Consider the following 14,089-nt stretch of genomic DNA (forward strand, 5'->3'; position numbering starts at 1 on the left):
GAAGAGGGGCTAAGGCGGGGACATGACATTACTTCGTAAGAAAGATCGGGTACTGCCTGGCTTGTCAATTACATTAGGATTTTCGGTCTTATACTTGAGCTTGATCGTACTGATTCCTTTGGCTGCCCTAGCTATTAAATCTGCGGACCTTTCTCCCTCAGAATGGTGGAATACCGTATCCGATCCTAGGGTTGTTGCCTCTTACAAGCTAAGTTTATTGACAGCATTTTTCGCAGCAATCGTTAATATGGTATTCGGACTGTTATTAGCTTGGGTGCTTGTTCGCTACAAGTTCCCTGGGAAAAGAATCGTAGACGGCCTAATCGATCTGCCTTTCGCTCTACCGACTGCTGTTGCGGGTATCGCCCTAACAACGATCTATGCACCAAAAGGTTGGGTTGGATCATTATTGGAGCCACTAGGTGTTAAAGTGGCGTACACACCAATTGGAATAACGCTGGCACTTATCTTTATTGGAATACCTTTCGTCGTACGAACAGTACAACCGATATTACAGGATTTAGAGTCCGATATGGAAGAGGCAGCCGCGCTGCTTGGCGCCTATCGTGCCAGAACCTTTTTCAAAATCATCTTGCCAGATTTAATCCCTCCGTTGTTGACGGGCTTTGCATTGGCATTCGCTCGCGGCATCGGAGAATATGGCTCGGTTGTGTTTATCTCCGGGAACATGCCGATGAAAACAGAGATCGCACCGTTACTCATCATTACGAAGCTTGAGCAGTTCCAATATGCGCAAGCAGCTGCGATAGCGGTTGTGCTGCTCCTGATCTCATTCGTGCTGTTGCTGTTGATCAACATTTTACAAAGGTGGAGCAATCGCCGCCTGCGTATTGTTAAGGGGGGTTAAGCGATATGGCGGGAATCGTTACAAATCCTCGTTCGAAGAAAGGCAAACCAATAAGACCTCACTTAACGGAATCAGCGGTCGTCCGTTACACATTAATCAGTATTGCGCTTCTATTTCTAGGACTTATCGTCATTCTTCCAATGGTATCTGTTATCGCAGAGTCGTTCCGCAAAGGATGGCATGCGTATGTATCAGCGCTAGCTGACCCGGATGCGATGTCAGCACTGAAGCTGACGCTGATTACAGCGGCGATTGCTGTTCCGTTGAATACGATTTTTGGGGTAGCGGCTGCTTGGGCCATTACGAAGTTCAATTTTCGAGGAAAAAACCTGCTCGTTACGTTAATCGATCTTCCTTTCGCAGTGTCACCGGTCGTTAGCGGGCTGATCTACGTGCTGCTGTTCGGGGCTCAAGGTTTGCTGGGACCGTGGCTGGCGGAGCATGATATTAGTATTATTTTTGCAACACCCGGCATAGTGCTTGCTACGATGTTCGTTACATTTCCCTTCGTGGCAAGGGAGCTTATCCCGCTTATGGAAGCGCAAGGGGTACAAGATGAGGAAGCAGCTGTTAGTCTGGGTGCGCGTGGTTGGCGAGTGTTCTTCAAGGTTACGTTACCGAATATTAAATGGGGATTGCTGTACGGCATGATCCTCTGTAATGCTCGAGCGATGGGAGAGTTCGGAGCGGTATCCGTCGTCTCTGGGCACATTCGGGGGGAAACGAACACCTTGCCACTGCACATCGAAATCGTCTACAACGAATACCAGTTTAGTGCAGCATTCGCTGTTGCTTCATTATTGATGTTATTAGCAATCATTACGCTTATTGCTAAATCAATCTTGGAGAGTCGTATGAGTGAGGAGCACGAAGGTTAAATTTGAACAACGATAACAAATCGGAGGGAAACGATATGGCAAAGCCGGTAGAAGTGGATGAGCAATGGCTGGGACGAATAGCAGAGCAGGTTAATGGTTTGGAATATGGGGAAGTGAATATCGTCGTACATGACGGCAGAATCGTACAGATTGAACGCAAAGAACGCAAGCGTTATGATGACTCGACACGGATTGTTAAGCTGCAGGAGCAGAAAGAAGCTTAGAAGCTTACATGGCTAAATCAATTGCAAAGAGACAGTTTCAGAAGGTCAGGAAATTGACCTTCTGAAACTGTCTCTTTCATTCATAAGAGAAAGCAAAAGCCGCCAGGGGCAACTTGCAGCCCTGACGGCTTTACTGTTTCGTAGTTTGCTTATTAAGTAATGATAAACTTAACGACAACCGCTACGGTGAATACAACGAACATGAAGCCGAACATAGCTCCAAATCCGATAACAGTATCCATCAAATCGTCGCGCGGCTCTTCGTTGATATGCTGCCGGGGATCTGTAACGTTTTCCATGGGAAGCCTCCTGACACATTCTATACTTACAGTATAACCAACATCTCTTTTTGTTGTAAAGCATTCTTGAATGACTTGAGTGACAAGTTTGCGAAATCGCACAATCCGATTAGGTTGAGAAACCCGTAGCTGTGTTACAATGGGAGGAACGGGTGTTCTACCCTATTCTTACTGCAAAGAGGAGGCGCCGACCTTGGACATCCTTAATCTTTCCGCTGATCATGGCAAAGCGATGGAAAATATTCGCCACAAGCTGGCGTTGCTCCCGGATCAACCGGGCTGCTATTTGATGAAAAACGATGAAGGAAAAATCATCTACGTGGGCAAAGCCAAAGTGCTTAAAAACCGCGTCCGTTCCTATTTTACAGGAAGCCACAACGGAAAAACGCAAAAGCTAGTTTCGGAAATTCGGGACTTTGAATATATTGTCACCGCCAGCAATACGGAATCGCTTATCCTTGAATGCAATTTGATCAAGGAGCATTTTCCTCGGTACAACGTGTTATTGAAGGATGATAAGTCGTTCCCCTATTTGAAAATTACGCATGAGGCGCATCCTCGTCTGGAGGTAACCCGGCGGATTGTGAAGGATAAAGGGAAATATTTTGGTCCTTATCCTAACGCATTCGCTGCCCAGGAAACGAAGAAGCTTCTAGATAGGTTGTACCCTTTACGCAAATGTAATACAATGCCCGACAAAGTGTGCTTGTATTATCATCTTGGGCAGTGTGTAGCACCCTGTGAGTATCCAGTTGAGCAAGCTACCTACGACGAAATGATCGGTGAAATTTCACGGTTTCTTAATGGGGGTCACACAGACATCAAGAAGGACCTCAAGCACAAGATGGAGGTCTCAGCGGAACAACTCGAATTCGAACGGGCGAGGGAATATCGCGACCAAATCGTGGCGATTGAATCACTTATGGAGAAGCAGTCGATTAACTTCGCGGATGCGATGGATCGTGACGTATTTGGATATTCGGTTGATAAAGGCTGGATGTGCGTTCAGATTCTATATATGCGTCAAGGGAAAATGATTCAGCGCCATGTGTCGGTTTTTCCGTTCTATGGAGAAGCGTATGATGATTTCTTGAGCTATGTGACCCAATATTATAGCGACAACCCTGCACTGCCCCGTGAAATGCTGCTCCCGCCTCCACCGGAAGCAGGAGAGGTGCAGGCTTCTGTAGTAGACGATGCTGGTGCACAGGTGGGTATGGTTGCCGAGGCTAAGGAAGTTTACGGCGAAGAGACGGAGGAGGCTTCTGAAGAGGGGGAAGCGGCTGAGGTGGGAGAGTCACTGCGTCACTGGCTTAAGATTAAAGTGGCAGTACCCCGCAGAGGCTCGAAGCGTCAGCTCGTTGCTATGGCGTGTGATAATTCACGTGTGGCTCTGGAGGAGAAGTTTCGTCTCATCGAACGGGATGAATCGCGAACGGTGAAAGCCGTGGAAGGGTTAGCAAAGTGGATTGGCATTCCTCACGCCAACCGTATTGAGGCATTCGATAATTCGAACGTACAAGGTGCTTCGCCGGTGTCGGCGATGATCGTCTTCACGAATGGTAAGCCAGATAAGAAGGAATACCGCAAATATAACGTCAAAACGGTACAAGGACCAGATGACTATGAAACGATGAGAGAGGTCGTTAGGAGACGTTATGAGCGGGTGCTTAAGGAAGGACTACAATTACCTGACTTGATCGTTGTCGATGGAGGCAAGGGGCATATCGCATCCGTGCTGGACGTATTGGTTAATGAGCTAGGTTTGAATGTTCCAGTATGCGGTTTAGCCAAAGATGCAAAGCATCGCACGGCACAACTACTGGTGGGTTATCCCCCGGAAGTCGTTCCTTTGCCACGGGACAGCCAGGAATTTTATTTGCTGCAGCGTATACAAGATGAGGTTCACCGCTTTGCAATCACGTTCCACAGAGAGAAGCGGGCTAAATCGATGGTCGCCTCCCGACTTGATGCGATTGCTGGCATCGGGGAAAAGAGGCGCAAGCAGCTATTAAGCCATTTCGGCTCGCTTAAGGCGATCAAGGAAGCTACTGTGGAGGATTTCAAAGCTGTATCCATCGGCGAGGCGCTTGCTCAACGAATTCTTGAAGCTTTGAATGTGGAGTAATCCATGAAAAATTAAATCATTCACGTACAAACCGTCAGAGTACCTGACGGTTTTTTCTTGTCCACATGCAGATTTAATTAGGAGAGCGTTACGATCACAACCAAGACTTTAGTCCAATCATGACTAGACGTAAGAGAGTACTAAAACCCGACGTGGAGCGATGGGAGAGGTCATTGTTGAAAGATACAATAAAAGTAGGAAGATCTTGATGTTCATTCTTACAAAGGTGGAATGATGAAGTGGGAAATAAACGAAAGCGGTTGAACGGTAAAATGATCAGACAAAACCTATGGCTTACATGGGAAAAGGGAATCGGTTGGATTATGAGCCTTAGGAGTGAACATAGTCTCGAATTTGGCATATGTAAAGTATTGGTCAAAAAGTACTCAGGGGACGGTATTTTGTGCGAAGAAGGAACATGGATTAAGGATGGCGATTGGATTGGTGAGCTACATTTGAACAATGAGAGGGTGCTGGCACTGACGCGTGAGGTAGGGGCGGATCGAGGCGCACTTCAGACAGCGCGCCAATTACGCGTTTCATTGAAAGCAATCAGTGAAGCCTTAGAAACACGCATCGAGATGACCCAAGTAAAGGCATTAATCGGAGTCACATTGCTTCACCGCGGACTTACGCATGGTTTGGGATTTGAGCAGCAACAGCTCCCATCGAAGAGGTTCGAAAAACTGTCCACTCTCTATTTACGATTGTTATTACGTTGCATGCATCCCGAAGGCTTAGAGCGAATCGAGAGAAGCAAGGATAAACTCACCCCACTCTTGCTTGTCTATCCAAGAGCCGCATTAATCCAAAAATATCAGGTTAAGCCAAAGCTGCGTTGGGTTCGTTCTTATTCTGAAAATGCTCCTGTAGCGTCAGTAATTTCTTCATAGAAACTTCAGAATGATCCTAAGTTGTTCCTTATTTTTGTTTACTATGATGTGTTCATCAGAATTAGGAGGAGTGAAAGACGATGAGCACGGAAGAAAGGAAGACTACAAAAGGGATGTATAAGCCGCTACTATGGCTATTGGCAGTACCCTTGTTAAATATTCTGTATGCATTACAGAATCATTCTGGAGATCAAGTACAATCCCTTGTCACGGATGTGGATAGAAGCACGCCCTTTATTCCAGAGTTTGCAGTTCCCTATATGATTTGGTATCCGTTTCTTATTCTTGTATTTGTTCTGATCCTGCGTAAAGACAAACAGGAGTATTACCGAACAGTGTTGGCAATGTGTCTTGGGCTTCTCCTATCAAATATGATTTTCTTTATGTTCCAAACGATCGTTCCTCGGCCTGAAGTTTCTTCTTCAGGATTTTTCAATCATTTAGTCTCGTTTGTCTATGCCAACGATAAACCCTATAACTGCTTCCCAAGTGTCCATGTCATGACGAGTACGTTGATGATATTTGGTTCTCAAGCATTGGGATGGATGAAAAGGATTCCTATTATCCTAATCGCACTATGCATAATCGTATCCACCTTGTTTATTAAACAACATGTGATAGCCGATGTCTTAGCGGGGATGTTGCTAGCAAGATTCGTATTTTGGTTTGCGGCGTACCTGCTCCCGGTATTCAATAAACGAATGACGACTGGAAGTGCTAAGGAGGCTGTCCACTATGCGGATTATGAGTAAGGAGGTGCGTCTTTTCTTTCGCAAGTTCCTTCGTCAGCCCAAGCAGATCGGTAGCGCGATTCCGAGCTCGAGATTTTTGTCCGAAAGCATGGTTGCAGCTATTCCTTGGCATAACGTGAAGGCTGTAGCGGAGTTAGGAGCCGGAACGGGGGCCATTACCCAATCGATCGTACGTAGCATATATCCGGGTACTGAGGTGTATTTATTCGAGAAGGATACGAGAATGAGGAAACAGCTCATACAGGAATATCCCGAATTCATATGTGCTGCGAATGTCGCTAATATGCAGCGTATTCTTGAAAAGGGGAGTGGCGTAGATCAGCTCGATTGCATCGTTAGCGGTCTGCCCTTCTATAACTTTCCTCAGCAGTTACGTAACCAGCTCATGGAACAAATCATAGGAGCTTTAAAGCCGGGTGGCCTATTCGTGGCCTTCCAATATTCCTTGCAAATGAAAAAACAAATGTCACGGCATTTCAAAATAGAGTCAATCAAGTTTGTACCGATGAATTTCCCCCCTGCCTTTGTGTATGTATGTAGAAAAGAAAACGAAATCTATTGGAAAAAGTAAAAAAAAGGGGATATTGGGTGCGGAATAGAATATTGGATATTCTTAGGGAATAATCCGCTTAAGGTGAGTGTGAGGATGCAAATGCACAAGAATACCATTCTGGTCGTCGATGACGATTCCGCAATCCGCGATGTCATTCACGTTTATTTGCGAAACGAAGGATTTCATGTCATAGAAGCTGCAAATGGGACAAGGGCGTTGGAAATCATGGAAGCAGAGTCGGTCCAATTGATTATTTTGGATGTCATGATGCCTGAATTGGATGGGATCAAAGCCTGTCTTAAAATCAGGGAAACTTCGGATATACCGATTATTATGCTATCGGCTAAACAAGAGGATATCGATAAAATCACCGGATTTTCAACGGGGGCGGACGATTATGTTTCCAAACCATTCAGCCCGTTGGAATTAATGGCAAGAGTTAAAGCACAGCTTCGTAGGCAAAATCGGATCGCGAGACAAGAGCCTGAAACCGTTATACAAGTTAATGAGTTGAAAATTGATATTGTTCAGCATCAAGTTACGTTGAGCGGGAGAGAGATTGCTCTAACCCCGCTGGAGTTCGCCATTCTCGAACTATTAGCGAGCCATAGAGGGCAAGTATTTCACGCAGACAAAATCTATGAGAGGGTATGGAAAGAGACAGCAGGCTATACGGACAATACGGTAATGGTTCATATCCGGAATATCCGCGAGAAAATCGAGGAATATCCTCGTGAGCCCCGTTATATCAAGACGGTGTGGGGAGTAGGCTACAAAATTGAAAAATAACTTTTTTTCGATCATATCCGGCCGAAGGAGTATTCGTTTTCAAATGATATGGGCGTTCTTGGCCAGTTTCTTTACAGGCTCTATGGTTTCCGTATCGATCCCTATAGGTCTGTTGTTCGGTATGCCCTTGTCGTTGATCGCTTTTATCGGTACTTTCGCAATATCCTTTGTCGTGTATACCCGCCATACGATTAAATATATGCAGCAGTTATCCGAAGGTCTAACCGTGATCTCGGGCGGCAATCTTGAGTACAGAATTCCCGTTTTCAGGCAAGACGAGTTGGGCACGGTAGCCGAGCATATCAATGCTATGGCCGAGAAACTTGAAAACCTGATCGAGAGAGAACGCCTGATCGAAAAGTCGAAGATGGAATTAATTACGGGCGTCTCCCATGATCTAAGAACGCCGCTGACGAGCATTATCGGTTATCTGGAGCTGTTGAAGGAGAAAGCTTACAAGGACGAGGCAGAGTACGATCGTTTTGTCGGAAACACCCACAACAAGGCGCAGCAATTGAAATCGCTCATCGAAGAGCTGTTTGAATATACGCGACTTACTCAAAGTGGGATGAATCTTATGAAAGAGAGGATCGATCTTCGTCAGCTATTAAACCAAATGCTTGTTGAAATTCAACCTCTTGCCCATGAGAGTCATATAACCATACAAACGTTGCTGCTTGAGAAAGCAGTATTCATCCAAGTAGATCCAGAGCAAATCAGAAGAGCCATCGATAATTTGTTAATGAATGCATTGAAGTTCTCCGTGAAACCCGGGGTCATCCGGGTTTCCATGGAGGAGTGTGATAAACAGGTAACTCTCAGAATTGAGAACGAAGGGGAGTCGATCACGAGGGAGCAGGAAAAACAATTGTTCGAACGCTTCTATAAAGCGGACGACGCTAGAACGAGCATAAGCCTGCAGGATGGAGCGGGGTTGGGCTTGTCGATCACGCGTAGCATTATCGAACTGCATGGAGGTCAAGTGAATTTAGAGCATTCCAACGGTCACTTCAGCTTCGAGATCGCATTGCCCCATGAAGCCACCAAATGATAACCCCCACGATACCGGGCAAGAACAGACTGATTACACCTCCAGCAAAATCCCCAGGAAGGCCGTCGAACATCATTTGCATTCCCATAAGGATTGCATCTAGGGTGACATGAGCGAATATAACAGTCATGATTCCGAACCGTAGCATGAACCAGCCGAATAGGAAGGACATTAACACGAGCTCGATAATACGTGTATATACAGGATAAATCGCGTATCCGACATGTCCGAGAGCCCATATTAAGCCGGGAGGAACGATGGCCGCTACAGTAAGAACTATTGTTGTTCGATGCGAAGGATCACGGCCTAACAATTTGCGCGCACCCCCGACAAACCATTTACGGAATACGCCAATGCCGAACAAGCGGCTTTGTAGCTCTTCCGATATTCCTGCGCACCACGCGAGTAAGGGGAGCAGCAAAGGAATGCTCATGTTGTACATCGACTGAGTCGCATCTGAGGCCGCGAAAGAGCCTAATGATTTCTCAAGCACAAGCAAGATGAAGGATTGTGCTCCGAGCAATATAAACGCTAGAAAGTACCCTTCGCGCATGCTTTTGAGCACGGCATTTCCATACCCCGACTCCTGCCACCTTGGCCAAAGGGAGTGACCCATGGACTTCCAAAGGCCATCTCCGCCAACCGCAGAGAAATAGGTGAGAAGGGCCATAACCGCGTAGGTGACTATGCTGACGGTGATATTTACGTTATCCGGAATACCTACCCCAGCATCCCATGAGCCTGCTCGAAGACCAGGTATGATATTGAACGTATAGCCAGCGTAAAGTACAAAAAATACGATGGATAAGAAAATTCCTCTTCGATAAGTGCTATATCCGCCATGGGTACCTGTGTAAATAATGGCTAAGAAGAACAGGATGACCTGCGGAAGAAGAAAACCAAATACAGAAAGATTAGACGACCATCGCTCCTGATTATTGATGTAGTTAACAAAGCTTTCAGGCAAATTAACGCCATAGGTAACCGAACCACCTTGCCAAACAGGGAAGGAGGAAGCGGTCATGCTAAATCCTTCTGGAACGGAAATCTTGAGCCAGAGCTGCGATTGTCCAATATCCCCTTTTGTCGAGAGAAAGCTGACTTTTCCATTCTCCTCCGAACGACCATCCCACTTCCACTCCTCTGGATGAATTCCCCAGAAGCTTGCGTAGTTCATCGCATGAGTAGCGAGCTTAGTAGGTGCATTTTCAGCTTTATTTTCGCTGAAAGATCCGACCGCGTTACTGTGTTGCCATGAAACCAACTCACCAGTTTCCATGTTTAAGGAAAGCAACAGGATACCGGCATTCTCTCGTAAATGTAGTTGCACTGCGTAAACATCTGTCGGTGAGGATTTGGACCATTGCTTCTCATAAGCAGCTCCAAGGTCATATTTAGAAAAGTAGCCGGTAGTTTTACTATCCGACAAATGGGTAACTGTTGTTTTGACAACCTGCTCAGACTGGATTCCAAAGCGATCTGTTGCCCATTCAAGTGCCTTATGCTCAGCTTCCGAGCGAGTTAGCACATTCTGTGCGTTTGTTGTAAACAATTGTCCCGTTACGGGGAATACTTGAATGAACAGGAAAATAAATAAACCGATCGTAGCTGTCCAGATCCAGCGTTTATCCAACGAGGGGGTGGCTAATGAATTCAAAATGCAGCTCTCCTTATTCAATGGAAGCTTTTGTAAACGCATCCAGTGGGTTTTTATTTTGAAAGGACCTATTTTTTTCATCCAGTATCGCTCATATTTGATGAAAATGAAAGCAAAAGGAACGATAATGACTGAGCGAGGGCATAACAAGGCATTAGTTATGCAATAACCCGTTCAAATGAGTTGGTTTGACTCCTTTCTGGTGTTGTCCGCATTTGACGGAAGGAATATAATTCGGTGATACGTCTTTTCAACATTAGAAATGATTAGCCGAATTTCTTAACGAAGAAAACGGGGGAACCAACCTATCTCGTGTACAAGTTATATTGTATTCGGAGATACCGGGGTGAATTCCAACTACGCATATCGCGCGTTGGATAGGGCAGCCTGTTCGAGCCCGAACCCGACAGCTAACCCCGTAGGCTATTTGCGAACAGGAATCATGTGCGAATTTCGAGCACTGGGGTTCCAGTGCTTTTTTGTTGCGTGAATGAACGTATGTACGTGAATTTTCATAAGAGGTGAACTTCTTGTTTAAGCAAGTCATTCGGTGGTTCAGTGCATCACCACCAAGAACGCTACTGTTGGGATTTTCGCTCATTATCTTTATCGGGGCACAACTGCTGAGATTGCCCATCGCTTCCGTGAGCGGTGAGTCTATGTCCTTCGTCGATGCTTTGTTCACCTCGACCTCTGCTACATGTGTAACAGGGCTCGTATTATTCGATACCGGTACGTATTTTTCGACTTTCGGACATTGGGTAATTCTTCTGCTTATTCAAATCGGTGGGATCGGCTTCATGACGATGGCAACGCTATTTGCGTTAATTCTGAGAAGAAGAATTTCGCTCAAGGAAAGGCTTATTCTACAAGAAGCCCTTAATCAAGGTAGCATTGAAGGACTAGTCAGACTCGTCAAAAAGGTCATTTATTATGCTTTGGCGCTGGAAACGGTAGGAGCGATATTGTACGCTATTCGTTTTGCAGTCGATATGCCAGTAGGTCGAGCAATCTACAATGGAGTGTTCCACTCCATCTCTATTTTTAATAATGCCGGATTTGATTTAACTGGGGATTTCCGCAGCTTCTCAAGCTACTCCTCGGATTTGTACATGAACGTCGTCTCTATGGTGTTAATTATTCTGGGTGGCTTTGGTTTTATCGTACTTGCGGATCTGTTCGATATGCGCAAGAAAAAGCACAAGTTTTCCCTACATTCTAAGGTTGTGCTCTCAGTAAGTGCTATTCTGATTGTCGTTGGAGCGATAATCATTCTTATATTTGAATATACGAATTCTCGTTCGATTGGCGGTAGCGGATTTGGGGAGAAGATGCTTACCTCCTTGTTTCAATCGGTTACGACGCGTTCAGGTGGGGTTTCAACGGTCGATGTCTCTGAGTTCAGACAGGCGACACAGTTTTTCATCATCATCTTGATGTTTATCGGTGCATCTCCCGGTTCTACTGGGGGAGGGATCAAGACGACGACCTTTGCAGTACTGGTCGGTGCGGTTCTGGCGATGATTCGCGGGAAAGAGGATGTTGTGTTGTTCCGTCTTCGGTTGGCGCAAGAGCGTGTGTATAAGGCGGTTACGGTTACTCTTTTCTGTATAGGGATCGTCATGCTTGGCACGATGGTTCTGGCGACGACTGAGAGTGCCCCATTTCTGAAGATTCTATTTGAAGCGACTTCAGCTTTTGGTACGGTTGGTTTGTCTATGGGCCTTACGGGATCTTTAACCGTTGCAGGGAAGCTGACGATCATTTTCCTAATGTTCGTTGGCCGGTTAGGACCTCTGACACTTACCTATGCGCTCGGTCCTAAGGCGGGACGGATACTCTACCGCCATGCGGAAGGTAAGATCATTATCGGATGATGGAGTGGTCTCAGATGTTCCGAAATTGGTTTCGATCGATTGCAGCATCACCACCTAGAATTCTTGTGTTAGGGTTCGCTGCTATTGTTTTCCTAGGTGCGGGGTTGCTCATGCTGCCTTTTGCCCATACACAGGAAGTCACACCGCGTTTCATTGATACTTTATTTACAGCAACTTCAGCCACTTGCGTGACAGGGCTTGTTGTTGTCGATACAGGAACCTATTGGACGACTGCTGGTCAATGGATCATATTAGCGATGATTCAAATTGGCGGACTCGGCTTTATGACAATGGCAACCTTGTTCGCGATTATGCTTAAACGTCGAGTTACACTTAAGGAACGACTCGTTCTACAAGAGGCGTTTAACCAAACGAGTATCGAAGGCATTATCCGATTGGTGCGAAAAGTGATTGCCTATGCGTTAACGATTGAGCTGGCAGGAGCGGTTTTATTTACGAGCCGTTTTATGTTCGATATGCCTGTCGGAGAAGCGATTTACAAAGGCATCTTTCACGCAGTTTCATTTTTCAACAATGCGGGTTTTGATATTATGGGAGACTATCGTAGCCTGGTTGATTATGTGGGAGATCCGCTCATCAATATCGTGACGATGCTTCTTATCATACTCGGTGGTCTTGGCTTTGTCGTATTAGCTGACTTAGTTGAAATTCGGAATCCCAAACGTAAATTATCGCTTCATTCAAAAGTTGTACTGAGTATGTCTGGTTTGTTAATTGTAATTGGGGCGGCAATCATTTTATTATTCGAATACACGAATGCTCGAACAATGGGTTCACTGGGCTTCGGAGAGAAGATTCTCGCAGCATTCATGCAATCAGTGTCCCCTCGGACGGCAGGGGTCAACACTGTTGATCTGGCGGGTCTGAGAGAGGCAACTCAATTTTTGATCATCATCCTTATGTTTATCGGAGCATCTCCAGGCTCAACGGGCGGTGGGATCAAGACAACGACGTTTACGGCACTAGTTGGAGCTGTAATAGCCATGGTCAGGGGCAAAGAGGATGTTGTGCTATTTAAGTTCAGACTTGCTCAGGAGCGGGTTTATAAGGCGTTGACCGTTACATTGTTTGCTTTCGGTTTGGTCGTTGTCGCCACGATGATCTTATCAACGACGGAGGATCATCACTTTCTAATGATCTTGTTTGAAGTAACATCTGCATTCGGTACTGTTGGTTTAACGATGGGTTTAACGACGCAATTAACCGTTGCAGGGAAAATCATTATTATTCTGATGATGTTCATCGGTCGTCTAGGGCCATTAACCTTGACCTATGCACTTGGTCCGAAGCAAGGTCGTGCATTGTATCGTAACGCAGAAGGTAAAATCATAATCGGGTAGAGGACGGAACCACCATGAAATTGAATCAATTTGTCATTATTGGGTTGGGCAGATTCGGGTCTAACTTAGGTCGCGAACTTATTAAATTAGGATACGAGGTACTTGGTGTCGATCGTGATGAAGAGAAAGTTCAGGAGCTTTCCAATGTGCTAACGCACACTGTTGTCGCAGATGCTACTGAAGAAGAGGTGTTGCGCTCTATCGGGGCACGAAACTTTGATTGTGGTGTTGTGGCTATTGGTGATGATATTCAAGCTAGCATTTTAGCTACAATTTTGCTGAAGGATCTTGGTGTTAAGAAAGTCGTGGCTAAAGCGGTGTCAGATTTACATGGTCGTGTTCTCGAAAGAGTTGGTGTAGATCGAATTATTTACCCTGAGCGAGACATGGGAATTCGTGTAGCACATCAGCTAGTATCCCCGAACCTACTTGATTTTATTGAATTATCCAAACAATATACGATCGCAGAGCTATCGGTACCCCAGTGCCTTTCCGGTAAATCACTGGACGATGTTAATCCGAGAGGTCGATTTGGATGCAGCATTGTTGCTATTAATAAACCAGATGGAATCATTATTGCCCCTGTAGCGAAAGATGTTTTACTTGTTAACGACGTTATGGTCGTTATTGGAACCAATCAGCAAATTGAACAGTTTCAGGAATCTATAGAGCATTAGTTTTATTTCAATGTCAGGATTGAATGTTTGAATGAAAACCTCCCGATTCGCTCAGGATATAGGTTAGATGAGTGGCTGTGGG

The 14,089-nt window shown here is 45.6% G+C and carries 14 protein-coding genes and 1 riboswitch; of the genes, 12 read left to right on the forward strand and 2 right to left on the reverse strand.

Annotation, left to right across the window (positions count from 1 at the left end):
• Positions 1–22: 22 nt before the first annotated feature.
• Genes cysT through M1K58_RS15815 form a run of 3 tightly spaced genes read left to right on the forward strand, consistent with a single transcriptional unit; the run spans position 23 to position 1,970 of the window.
• Positions 23–868, forward strand: a complete 846-nt coding sequence (gene cysT, locus M1K58_RS15805) for a sulfate ABC transporter permease subunit CysT (protein WP_256759819.1) — start codon at positions 23–25, stop codon at positions 866–868.
• 5 nt (positions 869–873) lie between these two features.
• The gene (cysW, locus tag M1K58_RS15810; RefSeq protein WP_256759820.1) at positions 874–1,746 is read left to right on the forward strand and encodes a sulfate ABC transporter permease subunit CysW; all 873 of its coding nucleotides are present in this window, start codon (positions 874–876) and stop codon (positions 1,744–1,746) included.
• A gap of 35 nt (positions 1,747–1,781) precedes the next feature.
• Positions 1,782–1,970 carry a YezD family protein gene (locus tag M1K58_RS15815; RefSeq protein WP_256759821.1) on the forward strand — a complete coding sequence of 63 codons (189 nt, stop codon included), beginning with the start codon at positions 1,782–1,784 and terminating at the stop codon, positions 1,968–1,970.
• Positions 1,971–2,122: 152 nt separating this feature from the next.
• On the opposite strand, the gene M1K58_RS15820 is transcribed toward M1K58_RS15815, so the two are convergent.
• Positions 2,123–2,269, reverse strand: coding sequence for a YqzM family protein (locus M1K58_RS15820; RefSeq protein WP_256759822.1), 147 nt, complete (start codon positions 2,267–2,269; stop codon positions 2,123–2,125).
• Between the two features lie 232 nt (positions 2,270–2,501).
• Here M1K58_RS15820 and uvrC point away from each other — a divergent pair, with 232 nt between their 5' ends.
• From uvrC to M1K58_RS15850, 6 genes are all read left to right on the forward strand, one after another.
• Positions 2,502–4,397, forward strand: a complete 1,896-nt coding sequence (gene uvrC, locus M1K58_RS15825; RefSeq protein ID WP_256760313.1) for an excinuclease ABC subunit UvrC — start codon at positions 2,502–2,504, stop codon at positions 4,395–4,397.
• A 239-nt stretch (positions 4,398–4,636) separates the two neighbouring features.
• Complete coding sequence (locus tag M1K58_RS15830) at positions 4,637–5,290, forward strand: YkoP family protein (protein ID WP_256759823.1); 654 nt, start codon at positions 4,637–4,639, stop codon at positions 5,288–5,290.
• 80 nt (positions 5,291–5,370) lie between these two features.
• Positions 5,371–6,042 carry a phosphatase PAP2 family protein gene (locus M1K58_RS15835; protein ID WP_256759824.1) on the forward strand — a complete coding sequence of 224 codons (672 nt, stop codon included), beginning with the start codon at positions 5,371–5,373 and terminating at the stop codon, positions 6,040–6,042.
• Positions 6,035–6,613, forward strand: a complete 579-nt coding sequence (locus M1K58_RS15840; RefSeq protein ID WP_256760314.1) for a class I SAM-dependent methyltransferase — start codon at positions 6,035–6,037, stop codon at positions 6,611–6,613. Before M1K58_RS15835 ends, M1K58_RS15840 begins: the two co-directional genes overlap by 8 nt.
• 81 nt (positions 6,614–6,694) lie before the next feature.
• The gene (locus M1K58_RS15845; protein ID WP_372339181.1) at positions 6,695–7,384 is read left to right on the forward strand and encodes a response regulator; all 690 of its coding nucleotides are present in this window, start codon (positions 6,695–6,697) and stop codon (positions 7,382–7,384) included.
• Positions 7,385–7,427: 43 nt separating this feature from the next.
• Positions 7,428–8,435: a sensor histidine kinase gene (locus tag M1K58_RS15850; RefSeq protein WP_256759826.1), complete on the forward strand. Its 1,008-nt coding sequence runs from the start codon at positions 7,428–7,430 to the stop codon at positions 8,433–8,435.
• On the opposite strand, the gene M1K58_RS15855 is transcribed toward M1K58_RS15850, so the two are convergent.
• Positions 8,395–10,092: a CPBP family intramembrane glutamic endopeptidase gene (locus M1K58_RS15855; protein WP_256759827.1), complete on the reverse strand. Its 1,698-nt coding sequence runs from the start codon at positions 10,090–10,092 to the stop codon at positions 8,395–8,397. The two genes, M1K58_RS15850 and M1K58_RS15855, sit on opposite strands and share 41 nt — an antisense overlap.
• Before the next feature lie 258 nt (positions 10,093–10,350).
• Positions 10,351–10,533: riboswitch (cyclic di-AMP (ydaO/yuaA leader) on the forward strand.
• A gap of 89 nt (positions 10,534–10,622) precedes the next feature.
• On the opposite strand from M1K58_RS15855, the gene M1K58_RS15860 reads away from it, so the two are divergent.
• Genes M1K58_RS15860 through M1K58_RS15870 form a run of 3 tightly spaced genes read left to right on the forward strand, consistent with a single transcriptional unit; the run spans position 10,623 to position 14,007 of the window.
• Positions 10,623–11,969, forward strand: coding sequence for a TrkH family potassium uptake protein (locus M1K58_RS15860; RefSeq protein ID WP_256759828.1), 1,347 nt, complete (start codon positions 10,623–10,625; stop codon positions 11,967–11,969).
• Between the two features lie 14 nt (positions 11,970–11,983).
• Positions 11,984–13,330 carry a TrkH family potassium uptake protein gene (locus tag M1K58_RS15865; RefSeq protein ID WP_256759829.1) on the forward strand — a complete coding sequence of 449 codons (1,347 nt, stop codon included), beginning with the start codon at positions 11,984–11,986 and terminating at the stop codon, positions 13,328–13,330.
• Between the two features lie 14 nt (positions 13,331–13,344).
• Positions 13,345–14,007, forward strand: a complete 663-nt coding sequence (locus M1K58_RS15870; protein WP_256759830.1) for a potassium channel family protein — start codon at positions 13,345–13,347, stop codon at positions 14,005–14,007.
• The last annotated feature ends 82 nt before the right edge of the window (positions 14,008–14,089 follow it).

This window comes from Cohnella sp. WQ 127256 (genome assembly GCF_024519285.1).
GTDB lineage: Bacteria > Bacillota > Bacilli > Paenibacillales > Paenibacillaceae > Cohnella.